Annotated in this window: 25 protein-coding genes; 12 read left to right on the top strand and 13 right to left on the bottom strand. The window is 72.7% G+C overall.

The features are described from left to right. The first annotated feature begins 5 nt into the window (after positions 1-5). The 8 genes from FAF44_RS22020 (at position 6) to FAF44_RS21985 (ending at position 9449) form a co-directional block, all read left to right on the top strand. Positions 6-1262 (top strand): FAD-dependent monooxygenase, encoded by a 1257-nt coding sequence (locus tag FAF44_RS22020; RefSeq protein WP_237105114.1) that lies wholly within the window; start codon positions 6-8, stop codon positions 1260-1262. A 117-nt stretch (positions 1263-1379) separates the two neighbouring features. Beyond that, positions 1380-1718, top strand: coding sequence for a YciI family protein (locus FAF44_RS22015; RefSeq protein ID WP_237105113.1), 339 nt, complete (start codon positions 1380-1382; stop codon positions 1716-1718). A gap of 2 nt (positions 1719-1720) precedes the next feature. Further along, entirely contained in the window at positions 1721-2878 is a 1158-nt protein-coding gene (locus FAF44_RS22010; RefSeq protein WP_237105112.1) for an RNA polymerase sigma factor, read from the top strand. Positions 2879-2999: 121 nt separating this feature from the next. Continuing rightward, on the top strand, positions 3000-3371 hold the full coding sequence (locus FAF44_RS22005; protein WP_237105111.1) for a DoxX family protein: 372 nt from the start codon (positions 3000-3002) through the stop codon (positions 3369-3371). A gap of 59 nt (positions 3372-3430) precedes the next feature. Then, the gene (locus FAF44_RS22000; RefSeq protein WP_237105110.1) at positions 3431-3868 is read left to right on the top strand and encodes an ester cyclase; all 438 of its coding nucleotides are present in this window, start codon (positions 3431-3433) and stop codon (positions 3866-3868) included. A 251-nt stretch (positions 3869-4119) separates the two neighbouring features. Beyond that, positions 4120-5388, top strand: coding sequence for a polymer-forming cytoskeletal protein (locus tag FAF44_RS21995; RefSeq protein WP_237105109.1), 1269 nt, complete (start codon positions 4120-4122; stop codon positions 5386-5388). An 84-nt stretch (positions 5389-5472) separates the two neighbouring features. Further along, positions 5473-6900 carry an SWIM zinc finger family protein gene (locus tag FAF44_RS21990; protein ID WP_237105108.1) on the top strand — a complete coding sequence of 476 codons (1428 nt, stop codon included), beginning with the start codon at positions 5473-5475 and terminating at the stop codon, positions 6898-6900. Between the two features lie 113 nt (positions 6901-7013). Further along, positions 7014-9449: a hypothetical protein gene (locus FAF44_RS21985; protein ID WP_237105107.1), complete on the top strand. Its 2436-nt coding sequence runs from the start codon at positions 7014-7016 to the stop codon at positions 9447-9449. A 70-nt stretch (positions 9450-9519) separates the two neighbouring features. Here FAF44_RS21985 and FAF44_RS21980 read toward each other — a convergent pair whose 3' ends face one another. Both FAF44_RS21980 and FAF44_RS21975 read right to left on the bottom strand, forming a co-directional pair. Then, entirely contained in the window at positions 9520-10188 is a 669-nt protein-coding gene (locus tag FAF44_RS21980) for a response regulator transcription factor (RefSeq protein WP_237105106.1), read from the bottom strand. 90 nt (positions 10189-10278) lie between these two features. Next, the gene (locus FAF44_RS21975) at positions 10279-11271 is read right to left on the bottom strand and encodes a putative FMN-dependent luciferase-like monooxygenase (protein ID WP_237105105.1); all 993 of its coding nucleotides are present in this window, start codon (positions 11269-11271) and stop codon (positions 10279-10281) included. Between the two features lie 477 nt (positions 11272-11748). Here FAF44_RS21975 and FAF44_RS21970 point away from each other — a divergent pair, with 477 nt between their 5' ends. From FAF44_RS21970 to FAF44_RS21960, 3 genes are all read left to right on the top strand, one after another. Then, positions 11749-13164, top strand: a complete 1416-nt coding sequence (locus FAF44_RS21970) for a glycoside hydrolase family 28 protein (RefSeq protein WP_237105104.1) — start codon at positions 11749-11751, stop codon at positions 13162-13164. 115 nt (positions 13165-13279) lie between these two features. Further along, complete coding sequence (locus FAF44_RS21965; RefSeq protein ID WP_237105103.1) at positions 13280-14704, top strand: RICIN domain-containing protein; 1425 nt, start codon at positions 13280-13282, stop codon at positions 14702-14704. Between the two features lie 204 nt (positions 14705-14908). Continuing rightward, positions 14909-15379, top strand: a complete 471-nt coding sequence (locus FAF44_RS21960; protein WP_237105102.1) for a DoxX family protein — start codon at positions 14909-14911, stop codon at positions 15377-15379. 47 nt (positions 15380-15426) lie between these two features. Here FAF44_RS21960 and FAF44_RS21955 read toward each other — a convergent pair whose 3' ends face one another. The 10 genes from FAF44_RS21955 to FAF44_RS21910 form a co-directional block, all read right to left on the bottom strand. Continuing rightward, a complete protein-coding gene (locus tag FAF44_RS21955; protein WP_237105101.1) occupies positions 15427-15699 on the bottom strand; it encodes a hypothetical protein in 273 nt (90 codons plus the stop codon). Further along, the gene (locus FAF44_RS21950; protein ID WP_237105100.1) at positions 15696-16436 is read right to left on the bottom strand and encodes an ABC transporter ATP-binding protein; all 741 of its coding nucleotides are present in this window, start codon (positions 16434-16436) and stop codon (positions 15696-15698) included. The genes FAF44_RS21955 and FAF44_RS21950 overlap by 4 nt, the downstream gene beginning before the upstream one ends. Further along, positions 16433-17536: an iron ABC transporter permease gene (locus FAF44_RS21945; protein WP_237105099.1), complete on the bottom strand. Its 1104-nt coding sequence runs from the start codon at positions 17534-17536 to the stop codon at positions 16433-16435. The genes FAF44_RS21950 and FAF44_RS21945 overlap by 4 nt, the downstream gene beginning before the upstream one ends. Then, the gene (locus FAF44_RS21940; protein ID WP_237105098.1) at positions 17533-18567 is read right to left on the bottom strand and encodes an ABC transporter substrate-binding protein; all 1035 of its coding nucleotides are present in this window, start codon (positions 18565-18567) and stop codon (positions 17533-17535) included. The genes FAF44_RS21945 and FAF44_RS21940 overlap by 4 nt, the downstream gene beginning before the upstream one ends. A gap of 148 nt (positions 18568-18715) precedes the next feature. Next, positions 18716-19939, bottom strand: a complete 1224-nt coding sequence (locus tag FAF44_RS21935; protein WP_237105097.1) for a hypothetical protein — start codon at positions 19937-19939, stop codon at positions 18716-18718. Positions 19940-19944: 5 nt separating this feature from the next. Next, positions 19945-20610, bottom strand: a complete 666-nt coding sequence (locus FAF44_RS21930) for an ABC transporter ATP-binding protein (RefSeq protein WP_237105096.1) — start codon at positions 20608-20610, stop codon at positions 19945-19947. Next, positions 20603-21109 (bottom strand): PadR family transcriptional regulator, encoded by a 507-nt coding sequence (locus tag FAF44_RS21925; protein WP_237105095.1) that lies wholly within the window; start codon positions 21107-21109, stop codon positions 20603-20605. The genes FAF44_RS21930 and FAF44_RS21925 overlap by 8 nt, the downstream gene beginning before the upstream one ends. Positions 21110-21158: 49 nt before the next feature. Further along, a complete protein-coding gene (locus FAF44_RS21920; RefSeq protein WP_237105094.1) occupies positions 21159-21911 on the bottom strand; it encodes a FadR/GntR family transcriptional regulator in 753 nt (250 codons plus the stop codon). Further along, positions 21908-23395, bottom strand: a complete 1488-nt coding sequence (mqo, locus tag FAF44_RS21915) for a malate dehydrogenase (quinone) (protein WP_237105093.1) — start codon at positions 23393-23395, stop codon at positions 21908-21910. The genes FAF44_RS21920 and mqo overlap by 4 nt, the downstream gene beginning before the upstream one ends. Before the next feature lie 77 nt (positions 23396-23472). Further along, complete coding sequence (locus tag FAF44_RS21910) at positions 23473-24486, bottom strand: polysaccharide deacetylase family protein (RefSeq protein WP_237105092.1); 1014 nt, start codon at positions 24484-24486, stop codon at positions 23473-23475. A 214-nt stretch (positions 24487-24700) separates the two neighbouring features. Here FAF44_RS21910 and FAF44_RS21905 point away from each other — a divergent pair, with 214 nt between their 5' ends. Further along, on the top strand, positions 24701-25516 hold the full coding sequence (locus FAF44_RS21905) for a TIGR02452 family protein (protein ID WP_237105091.1): 816 nt from the start codon (positions 24701-24703) through the stop codon (positions 25514-25516). Positions 25517-25589: 73 nt separating this feature from the next. Here the strand turns inward: FAF44_RS21905 and FAF44_RS21900 are convergent, their stop codons facing one another. Beyond that, positions 25590-26093: an EF-hand domain-containing protein gene (locus tag FAF44_RS21900; protein ID WP_237105090.1), complete on the bottom strand. Its 504-nt coding sequence runs from the start codon at positions 26091-26093 to the stop codon at positions 25590-25592. Between the last annotated feature and the right edge of the window lie 404 nt (positions 26094-26497).

Below are 26497 nucleotides of genomic sequence, written 5' to 3'. Positions count from 1 at the left end.
AGAGCATGGACACGTCTGACCATGGTGGCCGCCGGGCTCTGGTGGTCGGATTGGGCATCAGCGGCATCGCCACGGCGGTGCGGCTGCGGCAGATCGGGTGGACGCCCGTCATCGTCGAGCGAAGTCCCGCCCGGCGCTCCGGCGGCTACTTCGTCGCGCTGTTCGGCGCCGGACGGGCCGCCGCCGGACGCCTGGGCATCCTCGACGGCCTGTCCGACCGGGATTCGGACGGCGCCAGCTACGACATCGACCGCACCGGCAGGCGGCGGCCCGGATGGAGCTTCAAGGACTTTCCCGGCCGGCCGTGGCTGATGACACGGGGCGATGTGGAGAAGGCCGGGTTCGCCGCGTTGCCGTCCGACGTCGAGATCCGCTACGCCACCGTGCCGACCAGGATCGAGCAGGACGCCGAGGGGGCCGACGTGACGCTGGCCACCGCCGGCGGACGGCCGGTCACCGAGCGGTTCGACCTGGTCGTCGGCGCGGACGGACTGCGCTCCACGGTGCGGCGGCTGGTGTTCGGGCCCGACGAGAGGTACCTGCGGCCGACGAACTGCATGGCGGTGGCCTGCCAGTTGCCCGGTGCGCTGCCCGGTCACAAGCAGAGCGACGGCGTCGTCCTCATGGAGCCAGGACGGTCGATGTGGACCTTCCCGTTCGAGGACCGGCCGCCCACCTTGCTGCTGAGCTACCGCACCGACGACGTCGCGGCCGAGTTCACCCGGCCGATGGCGGCAAGGGTACGGGAGGTGTTCGGTCCCGAGCCGACGGGGCGGGCGCTGGGCGCGGCGCTGGACGCGGTGGAGTCGGCCGACGACGTCCTGTTCGACTCCGTCGAGCAGGTGCGCATGGACCGCTGGCAGCGCGGCCGGGTGGTGCTCGTGGGCGACGCGGCCTGGTGCGTGACCCTGTACGCGGGGATGGGCGTCTCGGCCGGGCTGGCCGGCGCCGATCTGCTGGGCACCATGCTGGCCCGCCACCCCCGCGACGTGCCCGGGGCGCTGGAGCGGTGGGAGCGGCGGCTGCGCCCGGCCATCGACGACCTCCAGGACAACGGGATGCGGATGCGCAGCCTGTTCATCCCGATCAGCCGGGTGGAACTCCTGTGGCGCAGGGCGCTGATGCGGCTGCTCAAGCTGCCGGTGATCTCCTGGTTGTTCGTGCCGTGGCAGCGCAGGCTGGCGTCGCTGCGGGAGAGGGACTTCGCCCATCCCGACTTCGCCCACCCCGCTCCCGCACGGCCGGCTCCCGCGCACGCCTGACAGGCGCCGCACGGAGCCGGGGGCGGGAAAGTCGTTACATTGGCAGCGGACGGCGGTGTCCCCCGCGCGGCCGCTCGTTCGTCGTGCTGGTGAGAGCCCACTGCCCTGGAGGTTGGGATGCAGTACGCCCTGCTGATCTACGCCGAGCCCGGCTACCTGGAGACGTCGTCGGACGAGGAGCGTGAGGCGTCGTACGCCGAGTACGTCGCGATGGCCGGCGACGAGCGCTACGTCGGCGCCGCGCAGTTGCAGCCCGCGGAGATGGCGACCTGTGTGCGCCTGTCCGGCGGCCGGACGCTGATGACCGACGGCCCGTTCGCCGACACCAAGGAGGTGCTGGGCGGCTTCTGCCTGATCGAGGCCGCCGACCTGGACGAGGCGCTCGAACTGGCGGCGCGCGTCCCGGCCCTGCGCTTCGGCGGCACCGTGGAGGTCAGGCCGGTGGTGCGGCTCTGAGCGTGCTGGAGGAGGTGTTCCGCGACCAGTGGGGCCGGGTGCTGGCCTCGCTGGTCGGGTTCCTCGGTGACTTCGACCGGGCCGAGGAGGCGGCGCAGGAGGCGTTCGCCATCGCGGCGGAGCGCTGGCCGGCCTCGGGTGCGCCGGACACTCCGGGCGCCTGGCTGGTGACGACGGCCCGCAACCGGGCGATCGACCGGATCCGCCGGGAACGCACCCTGGCCCAGAAGATCCACCTGCTGCCGGCGCCGGAGGCCATCGTGGACGAGTTCGACGACACCCTGATCAAGGACGAGCGGCTTGAGCTGATCTTCACCTGCTGCCATCCGGCGCTGCCGCTGGAGGGGCAGGTGGCGCTCACGCTGCGGGCCCTCGGCGGCCTCCAGACGGCGGAGATCGCCCGCGCGTTCGTGGTCTCGGAGGAGACCATGAAGCGGCGCCTGACCCGCGCGAAGGCCAAGATCAAGGCGACCGGGATCCCGTTCGCGGTCCCGGGCGCGCATCGCCTGCCCGAACGGCTCGACGCGGTGCTGGCGGTCGTCTACCTCATCTACAACGAGGGCTACAGCGGCCGGGTCGACCTGGGCGCCGAGGCCATCCGGCTGGGGCGGGTGCTGGCCGGGCTGATGCCGCGCGAGCCGGAGGCACACGGGCTGCTGGCGCTGATGATGATCCACCACGCGCGGCGGCGGGCCCGCTTCTCCGGTGATGATCTCGTCCTGCTCGACGATCAGGACCGCTCGTTGTGGGACCAGCGGCAGATCGCGGACGGGCGGGCGGTGCTGGACCGGGCGATGGAGCTGGGCGGGCGCGGCGCGTACGTCGTGCAGGCCGCCATCGCCTCGCTCCAGGCGCGTGAGCGGATCGACTGGCCGCAGGTCGCCGAGTTGTACCGGCGGCTGGTCGGCCTCACCGGTTCGGCGGTGGTCGAGCTGAACCGGGCCGTGGCGGTCGCCCAGGCCGGCGATCCCGCCGCCGCGTTGCGTGCCGTCGACGGCCTCGAGCTCGACGGCTACCTGTACTTCCACTCGACGCGCGGGGAACTGCTGCGGCGGCTGGGCCGCGCCGCCGAGGCCCGGACGGCCTACCGGCGCGCCCTCGAACTGGCCGCCTCGACCCCCGAGCGGCGCTTCCTGACCCGGCGGCTCGAACAGCTCTGAGCCGGCTGTCCCCCCGGCGGAGGCCCGTTCGTCACCTGGACATGAACGACAAACCTCCCGGCCTTCCGCCCGAGCGGCGACGGGACGCCCCGAACCTCGACGCGACAGGTGAGACGCCTCCATGAACGTGTTCCTGTGGATCGTCCAGGCGATCCTCGCCGCCATGTTCGCCATGTCCGGCCTGGAGAAGATCCGTCAGCCCATGGACGCACTGGCCGGCAAGTATCTGTGGACGCACATGTTCTCCGGCACGGCCGTCCGGTCCATCGGCGTGCTGGAACTGCTGGGCGCGATCGGGCTGATCGTGCCGGCCGCCACCGGGGTCGCGCCCGTCCTGACGCCGATCGCCGCGACCGGGCTGGCGATCATGATGCTGCTGGCCGGGGCCCTGCACCTGCGCAGGAAGGAATTGTCCGGGCTGGCGGCGCCCGGCGTCCTGCTCGTGCTCTGCGCGCTCGTCGCCTGGGGGCGGTTCGGCCCCTACGGCTGGTGACCGGACGCCGGGCCGGCACTGCGACGTACGACTCGATTTTCGATCTGAGGAGCGATCACATGACCACCACCGAAGTCGCGACCAACAAGGCGGCGCTGCGGCGCTTCCACGACGCCGTCAGCACCGGCGACGCGGACGTCATCTCCAGGACGATCGACGAGATCATCCACCCGGACGTGCTGATCCACACGCCGTTGCCCCTCGCCACGACGGGCAGGCAGTCGATGAAGGAGGTGCTGGCGGCGCTCGACCGCGCCTTCCCCGACCTCGACGTGCACATCGAGGACGTGATCGCGGAGGGGGACAAGGTGGTCACCAGGAACACGGTCACCGGGACCCAGCAGGGCGAGTACATGGGCATCGCGCCGACCGGCAAGACGGTCACGTACCAGGAGACCCTGATCGTCCGCTTCGCCGACGGGCAGGTCGCCGAGACCTGGGCGGTCGTCGACGTTCTGTCCGTGCTGCGGCAGCTCGGTGCCTTCCCGGCCCCGTAGGGCCTGACCGTTCGGCGTGCCTCGGTGGTCGCCTGCGGGTCGCGGATCCAGGGCTTCGCGGTGTGGAGGTTCGTCGGTCTCGGGGGCGTGTCAAGACACGGAGAGTGTTACCGAATTGCCCCTTTGTAGGCTCTTCGGGGTTCTTGTCACGCTCCAATGGCGGGCGATTGGATCAAGGAGTTGATCTTTGTGGTGCGTCTCCGGCCGGGGCCGGGGGCGCACCGCCGGCTCGCTCCCAGGAGGCCATGCCCATGTCCGATGCCCCTCTGCTGCGCTACAGCACCAGCACCGCGCCGCTCCAGGCGGGCACCCCCGACAAACCGGGTGCCAACGCGATCGACATCACCGTCTCCAGCCCGGCCGGTCAGAACGTCTACTGCGACAAGCTCGACGTCGCCGTGCCGGTCAGCGCGCCCGACGACGGCGGCGCGTACTTCACCGAGAACCCGCGGTCCTCGATCAGCGGGAAATGGAGCATCGCGTCCGCCCAGGTGAAGACCGGACGGGAACTGGGCCTCGCCCCGGCGACGAACTACTACCACGTCGTCTTCCAGGCCCCGCCCATTCCCGGGTTCGACCTCATCGACACCCCGCTGACCATCAGCATCAGCGGCGATCTCGCCGCCACCCCCGGCAGCATCCTCACCTGCCCGGCCACCGAGACCTCCGGCACCACCAGCGGGAAATACGCCAGAAAGACACCGCAGGACCTGACCTGGGACACCGCGGAACCCGCCTTCTACCTGCACAACTTCCTGTCCGGCGCGCCGGACAAGCCGACCGTTCCCCGGACGAAGTTCAGGACCGGGGCGGAAATCCTGCTCACCTGGGAGAGCAACGGCAGCGAATTCCAGCTCTACGACGGCTTCGGCACGACCCTCTACGAAGGCACCGCCACGTCCTGCACGCTGGCGGGCAGCACGATCGTCAACGACACCACCCTGACGCTCAGGGCGTCCGTGACCACCGGTTTCGAGACGAGCTACCGGTGCGCCACCCTCACCGTCACCATCACCGACCCCACCCTCGATGACCTGAAGGTGGCGAACAAGCTCACGACCGTCGGCTCCAACGGATTGATCGTCAACGGCGACCTGACCGCGCGGTCCGCACTCGACGTCTCCGGCAGCACGACCGCGCGCGGCGACCTCTATGCCCGAAGCAACCTCCAGGTCGACCATGATGCGACGGTTTTCGGAAAGGCCAACCTGTCGGCCTTGTTCGAGGAGGCCGTGCGGCTGGAACCCGAGTTCAGCGGCGGTGGCACGGATTACGTCCATGTAGATCATGACGGGATCCTGGTTGTCGAGAACACCTATCAAGGAAGCTACGGCAGCAGCGAGCCGTACATCTTCGTGATGAGAGAGGAATGGAGTCAAGGGTCGACCATCGCGGTGAACATCAAGGGGAGTCCGTCCTGTTACACGATTCCCGTGCGTAAGGGGGAGAAATGGTGGCTCGCCAACCTCAACTCCGACGCTGCCGACGGCTTCCGGTTCTACTGGGTCGGCTTCTGCTGACGGGGTGACCGGCGGCGCACCCGCTCGCCGGGGTCGCGATCACGAGCAGGGGGATGTCGGACCCCGGGTTTAGGGTTCCGTCACATGATCGCAGCCACCACGACGTACACCTACCGCGCCCCGTCCGCCCTGGACGCCGCCGTGCACGTCCTCGCCCTGCAGACCTGCGGGGGACGCACCCCGGCCGGGGCCGCCGCGAACCCCCGCTTCTTCGACGGGGCCCTCACCGAGCCCGAGGTGTCCGCCGCGGCGCTGCTCGCCGTCGCCGACGTGGCGTCCGCCCGCTACCACGACCCCCGGCTGAGCGGGAGCGCCAGCCTCGATCCCGTGGTCACGGCCGGGGGCGGCCGGCTGCGGTTCGAGTCGTTCTCCGGCTGCTGCGGCGTGCACGCCCGGCTGGACGTGCCCCCGGACGGGCTGGACGGCGGGCAGGTCGGCCGGGGCACCACGAACGTCGACGTCAACCTCCCGCTGCGGGACGCCCTCGGACGGCTGACCGCCCGTGAGCCGCTCGGCCTCACCGTCGGGCCCGACGAGCTCGCCGTCCGGACCGGCGGCGAGCGCATCGTCGAGAAGAAGGTCCCGCTGCCCGACCGCTGGATCCGGGGCTTCGCCGAGACCTCGGTCATCACCTCCCGGTTCGGCCTGCGCGCCGAGCTGTCCGCCGCCGAGGCGCTGCGCTTCCTGCGCACCCTCCCGAGGGCCGGGTCCGGCAACGCCTCGCGCGGCGCGGAGTGGGTCGTCGCCGGCCACGGGCGGCTGCGCGGCACGTCCAGGCCCGTGCCGGGGGCCGTGTGCCTGCCCGGGCCGCAGCGCCTCACCGCGCTGCGCCGGGTGCTGCGCCACGCCCGCGGCCTGCGCCTCTACGGGCCGCCGGTGACCGCCCGCAGCCCTGCGCAGGCCGCGGCGTGGGAGCTGTCCCTCCCGGGTGGTCTCCGGCTGACGCTCACGCTGTCGCCCGAGACGGGCCGCGGGTTCTCGGGGGAGGGAGCGGTGCTGGACGATCTCGCCGGGCCCGACGTCGAGGCCGATGCCGAGCTGCTGTCCGTCCTGCTCGCCTGGGACGCCCGGATCGACACCGCCGGGCTGGCCGCCGAGGCGGGGCTGACGGTCGAGCGCACCCGCGCCGCGCTCACCCGCCTCGGGGCGGACGGCCGGGTGGGCCACGACCTCGCCGCGGACGCGTTCTTCCACCGCGAGCTGCCGTTCGTCCCCGGCCGGGCCGAGCACCACAACCCGCGGCTGCGGGCCGCCCGCGCGATCGTCGCCGCGGGCGGCGTGCGCGGCCTCGGTCCGGGCCTCGCGCAGGTCACGACGGCCGAAGGGCGCACGCACCGGGTGCGGGGCGAGGCCGGAACCACGCGGGGGGTGCCGGCGTGCACGTGCCAGTGGTGGGCCGAGCACGAGGGCCGCCGCGGGCCCTGCAGCCACGCCCTCGCCGTACGCATCGCGGGCGCCACGGAGACCGGGCCGACCACCCCCGGCGACACCGGAACGACCCAGAACCGCTGACCGAGCATCCCGCCCGCTCGGCCAGCCTGTCCGGCCCGCCTCGCGCGTACCGCATCGCCTCGATCCAGCACCACCCACCGACCCGAACCACCGCACAGGAGAGCGCGCCCACCATGTCCGACCACCCGCTGTTCACCCTCATCGACGACGGCGACTACCGCGCCGTCCCCGACGCCCTGGCCGCCATGACCGAGGACGAGCGCCGCGCCGCCGTTCCCGCGCTGAAGGCCGCCCGCGCCGCCCTCAGCAGGATCACCCTGTGGACCTACGACGACCCGCGCCGCATCGCGGTGCAGCTCGCCGGCGCGGGGTGCCTGGCCACTGCCCCGGCCGTCGCCGAGTGGCTGCTCACGGGTAAGACCCGGGTCACCAGCATCCCGGGCTGGCGGCCCGACGCGTCCCTGATCGCCTGCCTGTTCGCCGACGGGCCCGATACCCGCGACGCCGCCTTCCAGGCCGAGCTCGTCCGCCGGCTCGCCGCCGCCCGCCTCGACGAGGGCGAACTGCCCTACTACCACCTGGTCGTCGAGCTGATCCGGCGCTCGGGCTGCGCCGTCCCGACCACGGACGCGTTCGTCCTCACGTGGGCCAGGGAGACGGCCGGCCGGTACAACATCGACACCACCCCGCCGACCTGGGACGATCGCCCGCTCGCCGTCGTCCTGGCGGATGACCCGTTCCTGCGGCCCCTCGTCCACCGCCTGTTCGAGATCGACGGGTCGCAGGGCTACACGGAGCTGCGGCCGTACTCCGGCGACGACCCGGACGACTCCTGGCCGGCCGCGCTCGCGGCCCTCGCCACCGACGGCACCCTCGACGCCGCCCGCCTCCACGACGCCGTGCTCGCCGCGCTGGTCCGCGGCACCGGAGCGACCGCGGACGTCCGGTTCCGGCTGTGGACGCTGGAGCGGCTCGCGCCCCCGGTGCAGGAGTGCGCGAAGTACGCGGACGACTACGTCCGGCTGCTGCTGGACGGCCCGTCCACCGTCGCCGCCCACGCGCAGCGGGTGCTCGGCGAGGTGCTGACGCCCGCCCGCGTCGTCGAGGTGTCGCGCGACGTGCTGCTGCGCCCGGAGAAGAAGCTCGTCCGGGCCCAACTGAGCTGGCTGGACCGGGTCGTCCGGCAGGAGCCCGAGACGGCGGGCGCCGCGGTCCCGGTGCTGGCGGAGGCACGGGACACGCTGGAGGACGCGGCGCTGCGGGAGCGGGTCGAGCGGCTGATCGCCCGCCATCTGCCGCGCAGCGCCGAGGCTCCCGAGCCGTCCGCGCTCCCGGAGCGCGAGCCCGACCTCGCCCCGCCCCCGCCGCCGACGGCGGCGCGGCTGGAACTCCCGCAGGACGACACCCCCGAGGACGCCGCCGCGGCCCTGCGCGTCTGGTGGCGCCGCCACCAGGACGACGGCCCGTTCGAGGACGCCCTGCTGGACCGCCTGATCCGGCACGCCCACCAGGACCGCGAGAGGCTCGCGACCGCGCTGCGGGCGGGGATCGCCGATCACCTCGAGTGGTTCTCGCAGGCCGGGCACGAACCGTGGAACCTCCTGGGGGTGGCGGCGGTTGTGTGCGGGGTGCCGTGTCCGAGCAGGGGGTCGATCTTCAATACCATGGTCGAGGTCCGGGGCCGGGAACTGATCGGCCGGCTCCAGGAGGGCGTCACGACGCCGTTCCCGCTGGCCACCGCCACACACGACGACGGCACGGTGGCGGCGGCCGAACTCGTCGCGCGCATCGCCGCGTACGAGCGGCTGGCGGCCGAGCCCGGCCCGGTGGACCTGGCGCAGGCGCTGCTGCGGGTCGTGCCCCAGGACGATCCCGACGTGCGGGCGGCGGCCGGCGCGCTGACCTCGCCCGCGGGACGCCGCCTCGCCGACCGCCTCCGCACCGGCGGACGGGACGCGGATCCGGCCGCCTACCCCGAACCGTTCGCCACCCTGCTGGCCGGACCCGCCGCCACCGAGGGGCGCAGCCCCGTCCACGCCCGCTCGGTGTTCGCCTGCCGCCCGGAGGACCTCCCGTGCGACCCGGACGTCCAGGCCGAATGGGCGTGGTACGTGGCACGCCGCTCCGGCGCGCGCATGGACTGCCGGACCCTGGAACGGCTCGCGTCGCTCCCCGGCCGCAAGGGCGAGGCGACGCACCGCGCGCTGGCCGGGGGACTGAACGAGAACGGCCGCGAGCACCGGGCGGCCGCGGTGGACGCGCTGGTCGTCATGGTCTCGCGCGGGGAACTTGACCCGGCGCGGCTGGCCGCGGCCCTCGGGGAGCTGACGGTGCCGGTGGCCTCCCGCCTGGCGTCCGCGCTGCGGGACGCCTCGGTGACGGTGGGGGCGCGGGCGGTGTGGCCGGTGCTGGCGGAGCTGCTGCCGCGGCTGCTGCCGTCCGGCGCGCGCGTCCACGGGCTGAGCGATCTGCTGGCGCTGGCGACGGACCTCGCCACCCGCGCCGGGGCGCGCGGCGAGATCCCCGGCCTGGCGGAGGTGGCGTCCCGGCCGCCGAAGTCCCGCCTGGTGAAGGAGGCGGGCCGGCTGCGCGGCGCGCTGGCCGGGTGACGGGTGCCGCGCCGACGGCCGACACGGTCGCCGCCGCCCTCGCGCACCAGGGCTGAGGCGGCGTCCGGGCTCAGCGGTGCTGGTCGCCGGGGGTCACCAGCCCCGCCTCGTAGGCGACGATGACCGCCTGGGCCCGGTCGCGCAGGCCCAGCTTGGCGAACAGGTCGCTCACCCGGTTCTTCACCGTCGAGACCGCGAGCCCGGTCTCACCGGCGATCTCCTGGTTGGACAGCCCGCGCGCGATGAGTTCGAGCACCTGCCGCTCCCGCTCGCTGAGCCCGTCCAGTTCCGGCGGGAGCGCCACCCGGCCCGGTCGCGCGGGCCGGACGAACCTGCCGATCAGCCCGGCCAGCAGCCGGGGTGCCACCGTCGCCTCGCCCCGGTGCACGATCCTGATGCCGTCGATCAGCTCCTCCGGCGAGACGTCCTTGGGCAGGAAGCCCGACGCTCCCGCCCGCAGCGCCGCCACCACGTGCTCCTCCAGGTCGAACGTGCTCAACGCCAGCACCTTCGTGTCCCGCAGTTCGGTGACGATGCGTTCCGTGGCCGCCACGCCGTCCATGCCGGGCAGGTGCAGGTCCATCAGCACCACGTCGGGCCGGAGCGCGTGCGACTGCCGTACCGCCTCCAGCCCGTCGGCGGCCTCGCCCACGGTGGTCAGGCCGGGCCCGGTGTCGAGCAGCAGGCGCAGCCCGGCCCGGACCACGGCGTGGTCGTCCACGATCAGTACGTTGATCACAGTTGCTCCGTCAGCGGGACGCGGCCGGGCGGGATCTTCCCTGCCACCCGACAAATGCACCACAACCGCCGCTGTCCCGCAAACGCCGCATCAGGTGGTGCGCGCCCCCGCCGAGGGGAGCCAGCCCAGCGCGGGCGCGACCTCGGTCGCCAGCAACTCGATGGAGCGCAGGACGAGCGGGTGCGGCGGGTCCACCGAGTGCACCTGGAAGACGACGTCGGTCGCCCGCTCCAGCGTGGGGTCGGCCAGCAGGCTCTCGATGACGTCCTGCGGCGTGCCGAGATGCACGTCGAAGGCGGTGATCCGGCTGTCGAGGTCGCTGCTGGGCAGTTCGAACGGCAGGCGGCGGCGGCCGAGGCCGAGTTCGGCGTAGTGCAGCGCCTCGGCGCGGCTGTCGGCCACGAACGCGGTCCGCGAGGCCATGACGCGCGGCGCGACGCCGGCCGGCAGGCTCTCCTCGTACGCCTCGACGATCGGGATCTGCAGGTCGGCCAGCGTGGCCTGCGGCTGCTCGGCGGGCCTGGGCTGGGTGCGCGACAACATCAGCCCGTGGCCGGCCCGCCCCGCCCTGGCCCCGCCCGGCACCGAGAACGTGGCCTCCCACACGGCGTCGAGCAGCCGGGACGCGGACGGGTACAGCCGGTTGCCGCCGCCGAGGTCCTCGCCCGCCCAGGCGCGGCGCAGCACCCACAGGTGCTCGGCGTACAGGGCGGCGCGCTCGGCGCTGTCGTGCCCGAACGCCGCGAACGACGACGGCGTGCCCCCGCCGCCCACGCCCACCTCCAGCCGCCCGCCGGTCAGCAGGTCGAGCACGGCGGTGTCCTCGGCCACCCGCACCGGGTGCTCCAGCGGCAGCGTGATGATGCCGGTGCCGAGCCTGATGCGCTCGGTACGGGCCGCGACCTGGGACAGGAACACCAGCGGCGCGGGCAGCCCGCCCTCCTCGCCGTCGAAGTGGTGCTGCGCGACCCACGCGCTGTCGAACCCGTACGCCTCGGCGTGCCGGATCTGCTCGGTGGCCAGCCGGTAACGCTCGGCGGGCGGCGCGTCGTCGAGCACCCGGGTGAAGAAGCCGAGCCTCATCGCACCCGCTCCGTGGCCTGAGCCGGCGACCGGCGGGCGTCGTCGGGCCCGGGGCCGGTGCGGGGCCGCGGGCTGGTTCCGGTTTGCACGATGCGTCCTTTGCTCATGATGACGAGGGTGTGCGAGGTGAACAGGTCGGCCCCGCGGGTGATGATGTCACCGTTCCCGGAGCGCGCAGGGCGAACCGCGGCGGCAAAACCAGCATAACCTACCGAATTAGTGATAAACCGACCGAGGGCATTCTGGAGCGATGGTGAACGCGCTCGCCGCGACGAGCGGGCCGGGTTCCGCCGCCGCCGTCGCGCCGCTCACCGCCGTGGCCGCGCTCCTGCTGCTGCTCGGGTACGCCCGGCGCCGGACGCGATGATGCAAACGGTTGCGGTGCTGTTCCTGGGGTGATGTCTCGTTTCCCTCTAGATCACTGCAATGGGTCGGCATATCATCCGGGATGTTCCGAGCGGGTAGGGAGATCCGTCCATGCTGAGCCGCCGCGACGCCATGCTGGCCATGGCAGCCTCCGCCTTCGCCGTCCCGGTCCTCGGGTCGGGGACCGCGGGGGCGTCCGCCGATCCGTGGGCCGCCGCCAACCGCGTCGTGGCCAAGGTGCGCGGGCCGAGGTTCCCGCACCGCCGCTTCGACATCAGGAAATTCGGCGCCGTCGGGGACGGGAGCACGGACTGCACGGCGGCCTTACGCGCCGCCATCGAGGCGTGTCACGCGGCCGGCGGCGGCCACGTGGACGTGCCCGAGGGACGCTACCTGACCGGCGCGATCCACCTGCTGAGCAACGTGGACCTGCACGTGACCACGGGCGCCACGCTGCTGTTCAGCACCGACCCGAAGGCGTACCTGCCGGCGGTGCTGACCAGGTTCGAGGGCGTCGAGCTGTACAACTACTCGCCGCTGATCTACGCCCACGGCCAGCACGACATCGCGGTCACCGGCTCCGGCGTGCTCGACGGGCAGGCGGACGACGAGCACTGGTGGCCGTGGAAGGGCTCGGGCGACCACGGCTGGGAGCCGGGCGAGCCGCGCCAGGCCGAGGCCAGGGCCGCGCTGTTCGCCCAGGCCGAGCAGGGGACGCCGGTCGAGCAGCGGGTGTACGGCGAGGGCGGCTACCTGCGCCCGTCCTTCATCCAGCCCTACCGGTGCCGCAACGTGCTGATCGAGGGCGTCACGATCGTCAACTCGCCGATGTGGGAGATCCACCCCACGCTGTCGGAGCGGGTGCTCGTCCGCGACGTCACGGTCCGCTCGCACGGCCCGAACAACGACGGCTGCAACCCCGAGTCCAGCCGGATGGTGGTGATCCAGGGCTGCACGTTCGACACCGGCGACGACTGCGTCGCCATCAAGTCGGGACGCAACGCCGACGGCCGCCGGGTGAACGTGCCCAGCGAGTACATCGTCGTCGAGGGCTGCACCTTCCGCGACGGGCACGGCGGCATGACGATCGGCAGCGAGATGTCCGGCGGCGTGCGCGAGGTCTTCATCAGGGACTGCACCATGTCCAGCCCCAACCTGGACATCGCGCTGCGGTTCAAGACGAACTCCGTGCGCGGCGGGTTCATCGACGGCTTCCACGCCCGCGACCTGCAGATCGGCCAGGTCGGCGGGTCGGTCATCGACGTCAACTTCAACTACGAGGAGGGGCCGGGCCACGGCTTCAACCCCGTGGTGGGCGGGATCGACGTGCGCGACGTGACCGTGCGCACCGCCAACCGGGCGCTCAACCTGCGCGGGTACGCCGACGCGCCCATCCGTGGCGTCACGCTGGCCGACGTCGACTTCGGCACGATCGCGACGCCGAGCGTGGTGGAGCACGTGGAGGGCCTGGTGCTCAGGAACGTCCGCGCCAACGGCGAACCGCTGATCATCCCGTCCGGCTCCTGACACTGTTGACAAGGCCGGGGTAAGAGTCAACACTCTCGACACGCAACCCGTAATACGCCGAACCATCGGGGGATTCGCCGCGACAGAATGTTAGCGCTAACAGAGGTGATCGATCGTGAACGTGAAACGGTTGTGCTCGGCCGCCGCCGTGCTCCTCGCCGCAGCCGCCCTGACCCTGCCCGGCACCACCCCGGCGCTCGCCGCCACCACCGACTTCCGGGGCGTCAACTGGGCCGACGAGCGCGACAACTTCGTGGACGGCGTGCTCGTCCTCGGCGGCCTGAGCACCTCCGACAGCTACGCGACGACGCAGGCCAAGGCCGACCGCGTCCTGTCCGGCTTCCAGGCCAACCTCGGCGCGAACACCGTCCGCCTCCCCGTCAACCACGCCACCGTCACGGGCGCGTACTGGAACTCCTACACCGGCGTCATCGACACGGCCGTCGCCAAGGGCATGAAAGTCATCCTGAGCTACTGGGAGAGCGCGAGCTCCCGCAACGGCGCCGTGGACGACCTCAACCAGTTCTGGGCGATGTGGCAGACCATCGTCACCAAGTACGGCAGCACCGCCCTCGTCCATTTCGAGCCGATGAACGAGCCGTACGCCTACAGCGACGCCGACTGGAAGAACCTGGCCGCCCAATGGCTGGGCAATTATCCGGGCGTCCCCCGCGGCCGGGTCATCATCAGCGGCGCGGGCTACAACCAGCGGCTCACCACGATCGGCTCGGACAGCCGGTTCGACGGCACCCTGATCTCGCGGCACATCTACCAGTTCTTCGACAGCAGCCGCACCACCGAGGACTCCTGGCGGGAGGCCCTGCGCACCAGCGTCGGCGGCTACGCGGCCCGCGTCGTCGTCACCGAATGGGGCGCGCCCATGACCGACGGCCGCGACTACGACGTGCCCGGCGCGGGGGACAGCTTCGTCGCGTTCGTCCGCGGGGTCGCGGCCGAGGCCCGTGCCCTGCAACTGGGCACCGTCTACTGGCCGGGCGTGCGGCCCAACGACCCGTACCGGCTGCAGACCGTCAACGGCTCCGGCACCGCCCTGTCGTTGTCCACGACCAACGCCTCCGGCCGCGACCAGTTGCGCTACTCCTGGGGCCTGGACGCCACGGTCCCGTACTACCGGATCACCGCCCGCCACAGCGGCAAGGTCATGGACGTCGTCAGCGCGTCCACGGCGGACAACGCGGAGGTGAAGCAGTACCCGTGGAACGGCGGCGGCAACCAGAAATGGCTCTTCCAGGACGCCGGCGGCGGCTACTACCGCCTGATCAGCCAGAACAGCGGCAGGTGCCTCGACGTGGCCGGCGCCTCCACGGCCGACGGCGCGAACGTCGTCCAGTACGCCTGCGGCACCGGCGCCAACCAGCAGTGGCAGTGGACCGCCACCGGCTCCTACTTCCAGCTCCGCGCCCGCCACAGCGGCAAGTGCCTCGACGTGACCGGCGCCTCCACCGCCGACGGCGCCGACATCCAGCAGTACACCTGCGGCACCGGCACGAACCAGCAATGGACGCGCACCGCCTCCTGATACATCCGCCGGAGTACGCCCGGCCGCGCTCCGACGTGGTGCGGGCCGTCCCCTAGGGAGGGTTCCCGAGGCCCGCGGGCGTACGCGCGGGCCCCGGCGTACCCGCGAAGACGTATCCCAGGTGCCTCCTCCGGCCCGATGTTCCCCGCCGCCGATTTCGCGAGGCTGAAGCAGCACGAGACGACATCGACAGGGGAGCACGACATGACCGCCACCATCGAATCCATGATCTCCAAGCTGGCCGGCTGGCTGGCCCGCAACAGCATCGACATCCTCCGGGTCAGCCTCGGGCTGGTCTTCGTGGCCTTCGGCACGCTCAAGTTCTTCCCGGGCGTCAGCCCCGCGGAGGCGCTCTCGGTGGCCACGCTGGAGCGGCTGTCCCTGGGCCTGCTGTCGGGCTACGCCGCCCAGGCCGTGATCGCGGCGATGGAGGTCTTCATCGGCCTCACGCTGGTGACCGGCAAGCTGCTGAAGACCGGGCTGGTGGTGATGACGGGCGCGCTGGCCGGGTTCTTCGCACCGTACGCGCTGTTCTTCACCAACCTGTTCCCCGGCGCGCCCACGCTGGAGGCGCAGTACATCTTCAAGGACATCGTCCTGGCCGCCGCGGCCATGGTGATCGGCGCCCGCGCGCTCGGCGCCCGCCTGGTCAACGTCCGTGAGCGCGCGGTGTGAGCGGCGGGGGCACGGACGGCCGCCCGCCCCGGGCGGCCGTCCGGCGGTCACGCGTCGCCGGCCCGCTCGTACACGAGGCGGACGTCGCCACCACCCATGATCACGACGTCGCCGCCGGTCGCGGCGGCACGGGCCTGCTCGATCGCGGACACCAGAGCGCCGGCGAACGTGAAACGCAGCCCCAGCTCCCGCGCCAGTCGCACCTCGCGCGGCGGCTCGTGGGTGACCACGAAGAACGGCGGCGCCGAAGCCCATCTTCTCGTTCCACCCGAGGGGCCCGTCGACGACGTCGAACAGCCGCCGGCCCGTTGAGAACTCATCGCTCTTCCAGCCGTTCGAAGACGAGCTGGGTGCGCCGCACGGCGCGCACGCCGTACACCTCGGAGATCAGCTCGGGGGTGAGGACCTGCCCGGGCGGGCCGCCGGCGAGCACGCGGCCGGCGCTCATGACGTACAGGCGGTCGCAGAACGCCGCGGCCTGGTTGAGATCGTGCAGGACGGCCAGCGTGGCCACGCCCAGCTCCCTGACCAGGTGCAGGATCTCCAACTGGTGGCGGACGTCCAGGTGGGAGGTGGGTTCGTCGAGCAGCAGCAGGCGGGTCTCCTGCACCAGGGCGCGGGCGATGAGGGCGCGCTGCTTCTCGCCGCCGGACAGGGTCGCGTAGACCCGGTCCGCACCGTCCGTCAGGCCGACGCGCTCCAGCGCCCGCGCGCACCGCTCCGCGTCCGCCTGACCCTCCAGCCGGTACGGCGTGCGGCCCATGAGCACGACCTCGCCCACGGTGAAGTCCAGCTCGGCGGGCGTCTCCTGGGCCACCACGGCGGTGCGCCGGGCGGACTCCCGCCAGGACAGGCCGTGCACGTCGTCGCCGTCCACGGTGATGAGGCCGGCCGAGGGGCGCAGCGCGCGGTAGATCGTCCGCATCAGGGTGGACTTGCCGCAGCCGTTCGGGCCGACCAGGGCCACGAACTCGCCGTCGTCCACCCGCAGCCCGGCCTCGTGCACGATCGGACGGTCGTCGAGGCGCACCGAGACGCCGCTCAGGTCGAGCCTCATGCGACGGTCACCGCCCGATCGACCGAGCGGCGGCGCAGCAGCCACAGGAAGAACGGCACACCGAACAGCGCGGTGACGATGCTGAGCGCCAGCTCCTGCGGCGCGTTGACGGTGCGGGCCGCGATGTCCACGAGCTGCAGGAAGGCCGCGCCGAGCAGCGCCGTGACCGGCAGCACCCGGCGATGGTCGGCCCCCACGAGCAGGCGGGCCGCGTGCGGCACGATCAGCCCCACGAACGCGATCGCGCCACTGGTGGCCACCAGGACGCCGACCAGCAGCGAGGTGAGCACGAAGAGCGTGAGCCGCAGCCGGTGCACGTTCACGCCGAGGGAGACGGCGGTCTCCTCGCCGGCGCTGAGCGCGTTGAGCCGCCGGTGCTGCAGCAGCAGGTACGCCAGCCCCCCGGCCAGCGCGACGGCCGGCAGCGGCAACATCTCCCACCGGGCCCCGCCCAGGCTGCCCATCAGCCAGAACAGCACCTGCTGGGCCGCCCGGCCGCTCTGCGCCTGCTGCAGCACGAAGCTGTAGAGGGCCTGGAAGAGGTAGGCCAGCGCCACACCGGCCAGCACCAGCCGCGACGGCGTGATCCGTCCCGAACGCTGGGCCAGCGCGTACACCAGGCCCAGCGCCAGCAGGGAGCCGGCGAAGGCGGCGGCCGACAGCGGCAGCCCGCCCAGCGTCGAGATGCCGAGGATCAGCACGAGAACCGCCCCGAACGACGCGCCGGAGGAGATGCCGAGCAGGAACGGATCGGCCAGCGGGTTGCGCACCAGGGCCTGCAGCACCGCGCCGACCACCGCCAGCCCGGCCCCGACCAGCAGCGCCAGCAGCGCGCGCGGCAGCCGGAAGTCCCACACGATCTGCTCCTGCACCGGCGTCCAGGTGCGCGGCACCAGGCCGGGCACGAGCCGGTCGGCGACGATGCCCCAGGTCTGCGGCAGCGCGACGGGGATCGCGCCGATGCTCACCGCGAGCCACGTCGAGGCGACCACGGCCACGGCCAGCGCGCCGACGAGCAGCCCGAACCGGCGCTCCGTTCCCGCCCGGCCCTTGAAGATGGACGTGGCCTGCGCGGGGGCGCGCCGGGTGTCGCCGGTCATCGGGCGAACGCGTCGGGGTGCAGGAAGCGGGCGATGTCCGCGATGGCCAGGAGGTTGCGGTAGCCCGGGTGCTGGGCCGACACCGGCAGCGGCAGCACCCGCTCGTCCTCGGCGGCCGGGCTGTTCCTGGCGATGGACAGGGCGTCGGCGGTCTTGGCCGCGACGGTGGGCATCGTCTCGCCGCGCAGGGTGGCGTACTCGCTGACCAGGATCGCCTCGGGCTGCGAGGCGCTGACCTGCTCCACGCTGACCTCGGTGTAATCGCCCTTGACGGCGGCCAGCACGTTCGTGCCGCCGGCGGCGTTGATCATCTGGTCGGTGATGCCCGAGCCGCCGTAGGCGTTGACCGGGCCCCTGCCGCCGTCGGTGGCCAGCACCTTGACCGGCGGGCGGCCGGCGACGCGCGTGCGCACGTCGTCCAGCCTGCCGCGCAGGTCGGCGGCCAGCTTCTCGGCGCGGTCGGGGACGCCGAAGATCTTGCCGAGGTTGCTCAGGTCGGTGAAGGTGTCGTCGAGGGTGAACTCGAGCGTCTCCTCGGGACTGCACCAGCCGCCCAGGATGTACACCGGGGAGCCGGCCGCGTCCAGCTCCTCCACGGTGGCGTAGCCGCCGCCCGCGTCGAAGCTGGCCATCGCGTTGTCCAGGACGAAGTCCGCGCCCTGGGCGAGCATGACCTCCTTCTGCGGCAGCATGATCGTCGACGAGATCTCGGGAATCCGGTCGTAGACCTCCTGCTGGCCGGGCAGGAAGGTGCTCTCGGAGAAGTTCGTGCGCCCGGCGATCCGGTCGCCGAGGCCGAGCGCGGTCAGCGTCTCCAGGGCCGGGTGGTAGCCGGTCACGACCTTGGCGGGCGGCCGGTCGAAGGTGAGCGTACGCCCGCAGTTGGTGACCGTGACGGGGAACCCGGCCGGCGGCGCCGCCGCGGGTCCGGCCTCCCGCACTGCTGGCGCCTGCCCGCAGGCGGCCAGCGCGAGAGCCGCCACCAGGACGAGCGACCTTCTGAACAGGGCGAGACGGGGCGGGCGGCTCATGCGGTGAGTCTCCGGTGGTGATCGGGTACGAGAATCACCCCATTATGCACATACCCCGCAATTGCCACCTTATTGCAGTAGGCACCAAGCCAACTTCCCCAGCTCCACACCCTGTACGGGAACCGCCACGAACACAGCGGAGCAACTCTCACCCACCACGCAGCGTCTCCAGCCGAAGCGCCCCGCGCAGCAGTGGCCGGGCCGCCAGAGCGACCAGCACCGCGGTCAGCACCCCGACACCCGTCATGACCAGCGCCCGGCCCGCCGCCCACCCGAGCCAGCCCACCTGGTAGATATCGATCGCACTGGCGACCACCACCGCGACACCCGATACGGCCGCCACCGCGCAGACCGGCAGCGAGGTGATGACTGCCTGCCGGACCAGCACCCCACCCAGCGACCGCTCCGGTACCCCGGCGGCGGCCAGCGCGGCGAACGAGCGGCGCAGGTCGATCAGTTCCTCCGCTTGGTGCACGACCAGCGCGGCGGCCGCGGCCACCAGGGCCAAAAGGAGTGCGACGTCCACGAGGGCGTGCGCCTGCCAGTAGCCGGTGGCCGCCTGCTGGGCCCCGGACGCCGCGCCGAAGAAGACCGCCAGGCCCACCACGGACAACGCCCTGGCCCACGCCCTCGGGTTCGCCTCGACCAGCCGCGCTGCCAGCAGCGCCTCGGGGGAGCGAGCCCGCGCTCCGGCCCGAACGGCGTACGCCCTGATCAACCAGGTCGCGGCCATCGTCACACCGACCAGCAGCAGCACCATTCCCACGGTCATGACCAGCGCCATTCCGTACGGCCCCGCGATCGGAAAGCCGGCCCGCACGACGGCCCCCCAGGCAATGAGCGCGGCCCCCGACACGGCGACGACCAGATCCCGCACGCGCGGCCCCGGTACGCGCGCACGCCGAACCACCCCCAGCGGTGAGGCGATGACCTGCCGTCCGGCACGGAGCCCCGACACAGCCCCGGCGGCCGTCATCAGCAGCAGCACGACAGGCACCTGGGGCAGTGGTCCGGACAGGTGGGTGAGCACGTAGCCGGCGGCGCCCGCCAGCGACCCGGCCAGCGCCAGCCCGCCGCCTTCCAGCGCGCCCAGCCGCCGCACGTCACCCGGCGTCGCCCCGGCCAGCCGCAACGCGGCCAGCCGCCGCTCCCTGGTGGCCGAGGCCAGCCGGTTGGCCTGGTGGACCAGCCCGGCGACCGGCAGCGCCAGCAGCGCCAGCCCCAGCCCGGTCAGCGAGGCGCCGTCGTCGCGGACGTCCACCAGGCTGACGGCCGTGCAGAGCAGGAACGTCGCCACCCCGGCACCCGCCATGACCAGCCAGGCACGCACCCGCTCCGGGCGCGAGCGTCCCCTGTTCAGCATTCGCAGCACGTCGATCATCGCGGCGCCCCCGCCGGCACCGCGCCGTCACGCAGGACGATCTCCCTGTCGGCGTACGCGGCCACCCGGTTGTCGTGGGTGACCATGACGACGGCGGTGCGGTCGGCGCGGGCCGTGTCGAGCAGGGCCCGCAGCACCTGCTCGCCGCCGGTCGAGTCCAGAGATCCGGTGGGTTCGTCGGCGAAGACCACCCGGGGCCCCGTCACCAGGGCGCGCGCGACGGCCACCCGCTGCCGCTGCCCGCCCGACAGTTCCCCGATCCGCTGATCGGCGCAGTCGGAGACGTTCAGCCTGGCCAGCCACTCCGCCGCCGTGGCCATCGCCTCCCGGCGGTCCCGCCGGTTGAACAGCAGCGGCAGCGCGACGTTCTCGGCCGCGGTGAGCTCGGGCACGAGCTCGCCGAACTGGAAGACGATGCCGAAGCTCTCCCGCCGTAACGCGGTCAGCTCCGCCTCCACCAGCGTGTCGATCCGCCTGCCGTCGAGGACGACCTCGCCGGACTCTGGCCGGACAACCCCGGCCAGGCAGTGCATCAGCGTCGATTTGCCGGCGCCACTCGGACCCGTGACGGCGACGATCTCGCCCTCGGCGATCTCCAGGGAGACCTCGGCCAGCGCCTTCGTCCGGCCGTAGGTCTTGCTGACGTTCCTGGCCTCAAGCAAGGTCGTCCTCCTTCATCCGCGCGAGCGCGGTCTCGATCCAGCGCAGGTCGGCGTCGAGGTGCTGCAGCGCGTAGTCGGCGGCCAGCACCTGGGCGGGTACGTCGGACGCCTTCTGCGCGGTCAGCTCCCGCATACGGGCCAGGTGCGCTTCCCGCTGCCGCATGAGGAAGCCGTCGGCGGCCGTGCCCGCGACGGCGACGCGGGAGAACAGGGGGCTCGTGACATACGGGGCCGGTGGCTCGACGGTGTTGAGCCACCGTTCGAGTTCGGTCCGGCCGCCGTCGGTGATCGAGTACACGGTGCGTTCGGGGCCGCCCTCCTGCCGGGTTCCGGACACCTCGGCGAACCCGTCGCGTTCGAGGCGTTGCAGCGTGGCGTAGACCTGCCCGTACGGCAGCGGCTTGGCGCCGGCGAGACGGTGGTCGTGCTCCTTCTTGAGCTCATATCCGTGTTTCGGGCGCTCGACGAGCAGGCCCAGCAACACGTGACCGGTTGACATGATCGGGACTATACATTCAATGAATAGTCGGTGGGAGGCCGTCGGTGGGTCAGGTTCGGAGGCGGGTCATGGAGGCGTCGAGGTGGGTGCGCATGGCCGCGGCGGCGCCCAGCGGGTCGGCGGCGGCGATCGCGTCGCGGATCCTGCGGTGTTCGCCGACCACCTGGTCCAGGTGGCCCGGGTCGTGCTCGGTCCCCGCGTACGGCCGGGTGATCGCGCCCGCGCCGAAGGTGTCGAGCAGATCGAGGTAGAAACGGTTGGCGGTGGCCGCGGCCACGGCGCGGTGGAAGGCGAAGTCGGCCTCGACCGCGTCGCTGGCGCTGCCCCGTACCGCGGCCATCCGGCGCAGCGCGGCGTCGATCGCGGCCAGCGCGGACGGGGTGCGGCGGGCGGCGGCCAGCGCGGCGGCCTCCACCTCGATGCCGCGGCGCAGCTCCAGGAGCTGCCGCCGGTCGAGCGGGCTGCGCACGGTGCCGAGGGAGTGCGCGAAGTCCTGCGCCGCCGGTCGGGCCAGCACGAACGAGCCGCGCCCGCGTCGCGTCTCCACCAGCCCCGCCGCCCGCAGCCGCGAGATGGCCTCGCGCACGACGGTCCGGCTGACGTCGAAGCGGACGGCGAGCTCGCCCTCGGACGGCAGCAGCTCGCCCGGCCGCCAGTCGCCCAGCCCCATGCCCCGCCGCAACTCACCCTCCACCCGGTCGGCGAGGCTCGCCCCATGCCCGGCTCCGACCAGGTCGGCAGGGCTCGTGACGGGTGCGTGCGACGCCCGGCCGGTGGGGTCCGGCTCGTGTTGTGTGGTCACTGTCCGCCTCCTGGCAGGTCGTCGTTCAGGCCGAGGATCTCGCCGCTGCTCCGGACGAGGTCGCGCAGCAGCTCCGGACGTCCCGACAGCGCGCCCCCGTACCCGGGGACGAGGTCGCGCAGCGCGGGCTCCCAGGCGGGCAGGTGGCCGGGGAAGGCGCGTCCGAGCACGTCCAGCATGATCGCCACGGACGCGGACGCGCCGGGGGACGCCCCGAGCAGCGCGGCCAGGCCACCGTGCGCCGATGTCACGACCTCGGTGCCGAACCCGGCGATCGACCCCCGCCCGTTCACCCGTTTGACCACCTGCACCCGCTGCCCGGCGCTGACGAGCTCCCAGTCGCCCGCCCGCGCGTCCGGGACGAACCCGCGCAGCGCCCGCAGCCGCCCGCTCCGGGTCTGCGCGAGCTGCCCGACGAGGTAGCGCAGCAGGTCGCGGTGGTCGCGGGCGGCGCCCAGCAGTGTGCCGGCGTTGCGCGGGGTCACCGAGCGCGGCAGGTCGCCGAGACGTCCGTGCTTGAGGAAACGCGGGGAGAACGCGGCGAAGGGGCCGAACATGAGGTACGAGCGCCCGTCCACGACCCGGGTGTCGAGATGCGGCACCGACAGCGGCGGCGCGCCCGGCGCGGCGTGGCTGTACACCTTGGCGTGGTGACGGGCGACCAGGCCGGGATCGGCGGTACGCAGGAAGCGCCCGCTGATCGGGAAGCCGCCGTACCCGCGCGTCTCCGTCACCCCGGCGCTCCGGAGCAGCGGCAGCGTGCCGCCGCCCGCGCCGAGGAACACGAACGGGGTGCGTACCCGCTGGTCGCGGGCCCCGTGCAGGTCGCGTACCCGCAGCAGCCAGGACCGGCCGGCGCGGCGCAGGGCGCGCACCTCGTGGCCGGTCCGCACGTCGGCCCCGTCACGCTCCAGGGACGCGAGCAGCCGCCGCGTGAGCACCCCGTAGTCGACGTCGGTGCCGCCACGGGTGCGGCACACGGCCAGCCGCCCGCCGCCGGGGCGGCCGGCGAACATCAGCGGGAGCCAGCGCGCCATCACGTCCCGGTCGGTGGTGAACTCCATGCCCTCGAACAGCGGGTGCCCGCGCAGCGCCGCGTGCCGCAGCCGCAGGTGCGCCACCCCGTCCGCGCCGCGGGCGAAGCCGTAGTGGGGGACCGTGCGGATGAACCCGGCGGGGTCGCCGAGCGTGCCCCGCTCGACCAGCCGCGCCCACAGGTGCCGGGAGAGCTGGAACTGCTCGCCGACGCCGACGGCCCCGCTCACGTCGATCGAGCCGTCACCGCGCAGCGGCGTGTAGTTGAACTCGCAGAGCCCGGCGTGGCCGGTGCCCGCGTTGTTCCAGGCCGAGGAGCTTTCCAGGCCGAGGCCGTCCAGCCGTTCGAGCACGAGGATCGACCAGTCCGGCCGGACGTGGCGCAGCAGCGCGCCGAGGGTGGCGCTCATGATCCCGCCGCCCACCAGCACGACGTCGTAGTCGGCCACCTGATGTCCTCCTCGCGGTGAAACACAACCTGTCGTACAGGTTTATCACCTGTACGACAGGTTGGGACGCACGGGGGTCAGCCCGTGCGGCAGGAGACCGAGGGCCAGTTCCAGTTGCCGTTGTGCTGGACGGTGAAGCCGAAGGTGTTGCCGCTGCCGTTCGGGCGCATGGTCATCACGTTGCCGCCGGAGTCCCACGACGGGGTGCCGTTCCAGGTCGCGATGACCCGCTGCGGCGGCGTCATGGTCACCGTGACGATCCACGCGCTGCTGCCCGAGACCGTCACCGACAGGTTGAACCGGTCGCTCCACTGCTGGCCCTGCGCGATCGTGGCCGTGCAGGAGCCGCCGCCGGGCGGCGGGGTCGTCGGCGGCGTCGTGCCGCCGTCGGGGGCGACGGCCCGGCCGGTGGCGGGGGAGATCATCCCGGCGCACAGGTTGCGGCTGCGCAGGTTCGCGGCGATCTGCGGGACGGCGGCCACCGTCGTCGCGTACTGGTCGTGCATGAGGATGACCTGGCCGTTCTGCAGCCGTCCCGCGGCCTGGACGATCTGGGCCGTGCCGGCTCCGTTCCAGTCCTGCGAGTCGACGTCCCAGATGACCTCCGTGAGGCCGAGTTGCTGCTCCACCGAGCGCAGGGTCGCGTTCGTCTCCCCGTACGGCGGGCGGAACAGCCGCGGCGCGGTGCCCGTCGCCTGCTGGACGGCCTGCTGCGTGCTCTGCAACTCCGACGACATCTGGGAGCTGCTGAGCTGGGTCAGGTGCGGGTGCGACCAACTGTGGTTGCCGATCCACATGCCCGCGTCCCGCTGCGCGCGCACCAGGGCCTGGTTGTTCTGGGCGTTCTGGCCGGTGTTGAACATCGTGGCGCGCAGGCCGTTCGAGGTCAGCGCGTTGAGCAGGGTGGCGGTGTTGCCGGGGTTGGGCCCGTCGTCGTACGTCAGCCCGACGTAGCCGGCGCTGCAGTCCGCGGCGGCGGCGCGGACGCGTTCGGCGGCCATGGCGGAGGTGGCGGTGACGGCCAGGCAGATGGCGAGGAGCGCGCCCAACAGCCCGGCGGCGAGACCCGGCCCGCGTTTGCGATCGATCATCGCTGAGTCCTTGATCGTGGGGGGTGGCTTGCGGTCATTGTGGATACGCCCCCGAAACATGTCAACGTCGGCTAGAAATATTTCGGTAACCCACGCTGTGAACGGGTCGATACCAGCATCTCGACAAGCGCTTATGTCCGCCGAAACTTTTCAGGAGCGGGATGAAAGAAAACCACTCCTTTCACCAGGCCCCCGCGATCTACGATGAGGACGCATGAGTGGACGACTGCGACAGGTCGCGGCCGACAACGAGCGCATCGCCGCCGAGGGCCGCTACCAGGCCCCCGACGGCACGATCGTGGACGTGGCCCCCGCGCTGCGCGCCGCCCTCGCCGGTACGGTCAGCCATCCGCCCGACGGCCCGATCGTCCGGGCGGGCTCCGGCGCGTACCCGACGGCGTTCGAGGTCACCGGCGAGGGCAGCCTCGGGGCGGCCCGGCGGCTGCACCTCGACGGCGCCGCCGGCCTTTCGGTGCTGAACTTCGCCTCCGCCCGCAACCCCGGCGGCGGTTACCTCGGCGGCGCGAAGGCGCAGGAGGAGGACCTGTGCCGGCACGCCCTGCTGTACCCGTGCCTGCTGCGCGCCCCCGACTACTACGCCGCGCACCGCGCCTCGCCCGACCTGCTCTACAGCCACCGGGTCATCTGGTCGCCCGGCGTGCCGGTGCACCGCGGCGAGGACGGGCGGTTGCTGGCGGAGCCGTACCTCGTCTCGTTCCTCACCTGCCCGGCCCCCAACGCCGGTCAGGTGCTGCGCCGCGACCCGGACGCGGGCCAGCGGATCCGGCGGGCGCTGGACGAGCGGGCCGGACGCGTGCTGGCCGTGGCCGCGCACCACGGGGCCCGCGCGCTGGTGCTCGGGGCGTGGGGGTGCGGCGTGTTCCGCAACGATCCGCGCCAGGTCGCCGGAGCCTTCCACGCCCACCTGACCGGGGCGTTCGCGGGGGTGTTCGAGCGCATGGTGTTCGCCGTGCGGGACCGCGCCCCGCGCTCGGCGAACCGGGACGCGTTCACCGAGCGCTTCGCGTGATGCCCCCGGCCGTCGCCGGGGAAGGGGGCCGATCGGCCGCGCGCCCGCGTGGGAGGGGTGGCCGGGCGCACGCTCAGAGCAGGTCGTCGTCGCTGGTGTAGAACCGGTGCAGGAACGCGGCGAAGGCGTCGGCGCGCACCCGGCCGGCCCCGCCGCCGTCGAGGTCGTCGAAGAGCTTCGTCGTGTACGCCAGCGGGAAGCCCCCCGCGCTGTGCAGGCCGATGAAGTGATCGCGCTCGATGAGGCCGTCGTCGTCGAGGTCGCAGATCGCGGAGACCGCCGCCGCGTACGCCTCGCCGTGCTTGGCGAACCACGAGCGGTCGTGCGAGAACGCCTCGTACTCGCCGAAGGTGATCTGCCCGTCGTGGTCGTGGTCGGCGGACAGGGCCAGCCCTTCCCAGAAGCGCTGGCACCCCTCGACCAGGGCGTGGGCCTTGGGTGCGTCGATGGGCACGCCCAGCACGCAGCAGACGCGCGCGGCGAACAGCGCGAAGTCGGCGGACGTGAGCGTGTCGCTGCCGTCGATGTCGAGGAGTTGGAAGCGCATCCGCAGGCGTTCCGCAGAGGACACGGTCATGGGGGATTCTCCGTTCTGGGGGCTGCCGACGGAGTGGTCGGCAACCACAGCATTACCCGTCGCGACTTTGCGATAACCCTGGGTAGCCGAACGACGCGCCCTCCCCTGTGACCGTGGAAATTGACGAGTGCTCGAGGCGTGTGGGATAGTGAACTCGGCAGAAGGAGTTGACACTCACAATATGAGTGGTCTTCCGTTTGCCTTTTGCGTTATGCTGCCCTCTCACGCCTCCGTACCATCCGGAAGGACAACCGTTGGCAGCCTCGCGCAACGCCTCCGCCGTACCCGCTGGTCCCCGCCGGGTTTCTTTCGCGCGTATCCAGGAGCCTCTCGAAGTTCCTGACCTCCTCGCCCTGCAGACCGAGTCGTTCGACTGGTTGCTCGGCAACGAGAAGTGGAAGGCC

This window comes from Nonomuraea sp. MG754425, assembly GCF_021699195.1.
In the GTDB taxonomy this organism is placed as follows: domain Bacteria; phylum Actinomycetota; class Actinomycetes; order Streptosporangiales; family Streptosporangiaceae; genus Nonomuraea.
The sequence above is the reverse complement of the archived record's forward strand: the minus strand, read 5'-3'. Positions and strand labels throughout refer to the sequence as shown.

What these genes read in the sequence shown, in the direction of transcription:
- FAF44_RS22020 (WP_237105114.1), top strand. Translation starts at nt 6, where the DNA reads ATGGACACGTCTGACCATGGTGGCCGCCGGGCTCTGGTGGTCGGATTG.
- FAF44_RS22015 (WP_237105113.1), top strand. Translation starts at nt 1,380, where the DNA reads ATGCAGTACGCCCTGCTGATCTACGCCGAGCCCGGCTACCTGGAGACG.
- FAF44_RS22005 (WP_237105111.1), top strand. Translation starts at nt 3,000, where the DNA reads ATGAACGTGTTCCTGTGGATCGTCCAGGCGATCCTCGCCGCCATGTTC.
- FAF44_RS22000 (WP_237105110.1), top strand. Translation starts at nt 3,431, where the DNA reads ATGACCACCACCGAAGTCGCGACCAACAAGGCGGCGCTGCGGCGCTTC.
- FAF44_RS21995 (WP_237105109.1), top strand. Translation starts at nt 4,120, where the DNA reads ATGTCCGATGCCCCTCTGCTGCGCTACAGCACCAGCACCGCGCCGCTC.
- FAF44_RS21990 (WP_237105108.1), top strand. Translation starts at nt 5,473, where the DNA reads ATGATCGCAGCCACCACGACGTACACCTACCGCGCCCCGTCCGCCCTG.
- FAF44_RS21985 (WP_237105107.1), top strand. Translation starts at nt 7,014, where the DNA reads ATGTCCGACCACCCGCTGTTCACCCTCATCGACGACGGCGACTACCGC.
- FAF44_RS21975 (WP_237105105.1), bottom strand. Translation starts at nt 11,271, where the DNA reads ATGAGGCTCGGCTTCTTCACCCGGGTGCTCGACGACGCGCCGCCCGCC.
- FAF44_RS21970 (WP_237105104.1), top strand. Translation starts at nt 11,749, where the DNA reads ATGCTGAGCCGCCGCGACGCCATGCTGGCCATGGCAGCCTCCGCCTTC.
- FAF44_RS21960 (WP_237105102.1), top strand. Translation starts at nt 14,909, where the DNA reads ATGACCGCCACCATCGAATCCATGATCTCCAAGCTGGCCGGCTGGCTG.
- FAF44_RS21955 (WP_237105101.1), bottom strand. Translation starts at nt 15,699, where the DNA reads ATGAGTTCTCAACGGGCCGGCGGCTGTTCGACGTCGTCGACGGGCCCC.
- FAF44_RS21950 (WP_237105100.1), bottom strand. Translation starts at nt 16,436, where the DNA reads ATGAGGCTCGACCTGAGCGGCGTCTCGGTGCGCCTCGACGACCGTCCG.
- FAF44_RS21945 (WP_237105099.1), bottom strand. Translation starts at nt 17,536, where the DNA reads ATGACCGGCGACACCCGGCGCGCCCCCGCGCAGGCCACGTCCATCTTC.
- FAF44_RS21940 (WP_237105098.1), bottom strand. Translation starts at nt 18,567, where the DNA reads ATGAGCCGCCCGCCCCGTCTCGCCCTGTTCAGAAGGTCGCTCGTCCTG.
- FAF44_RS21925 (WP_237105095.1), bottom strand. Translation starts at nt 21,109, where the DNA reads ATGTCAACCGGTCACGTGTTGCTGGGCCTGCTCGTCGAGCGCCCGAAA.
- FAF44_RS21910 (WP_237105092.1), bottom strand. Translation starts at nt 24,486, where the DNA reads ATGATCGATCGCAAACGCGGGCCGGGTCTCGCCGCCGGGCTGTTGGGC.
- FAF44_RS21905 (WP_237105091.1), top strand. Translation starts at nt 24,701, where the DNA reads ATGAGTGGACGACTGCGACAGGTCGCGGCCGACAACGAGCGCATCGCC.
- FAF44_RS21900 (WP_237105090.1), bottom strand. Translation starts at nt 26,093, where the DNA reads ATGACCGTGTCCTCTGCGGAACGCCTGCGGATGCGCTTCCAACTCCTC.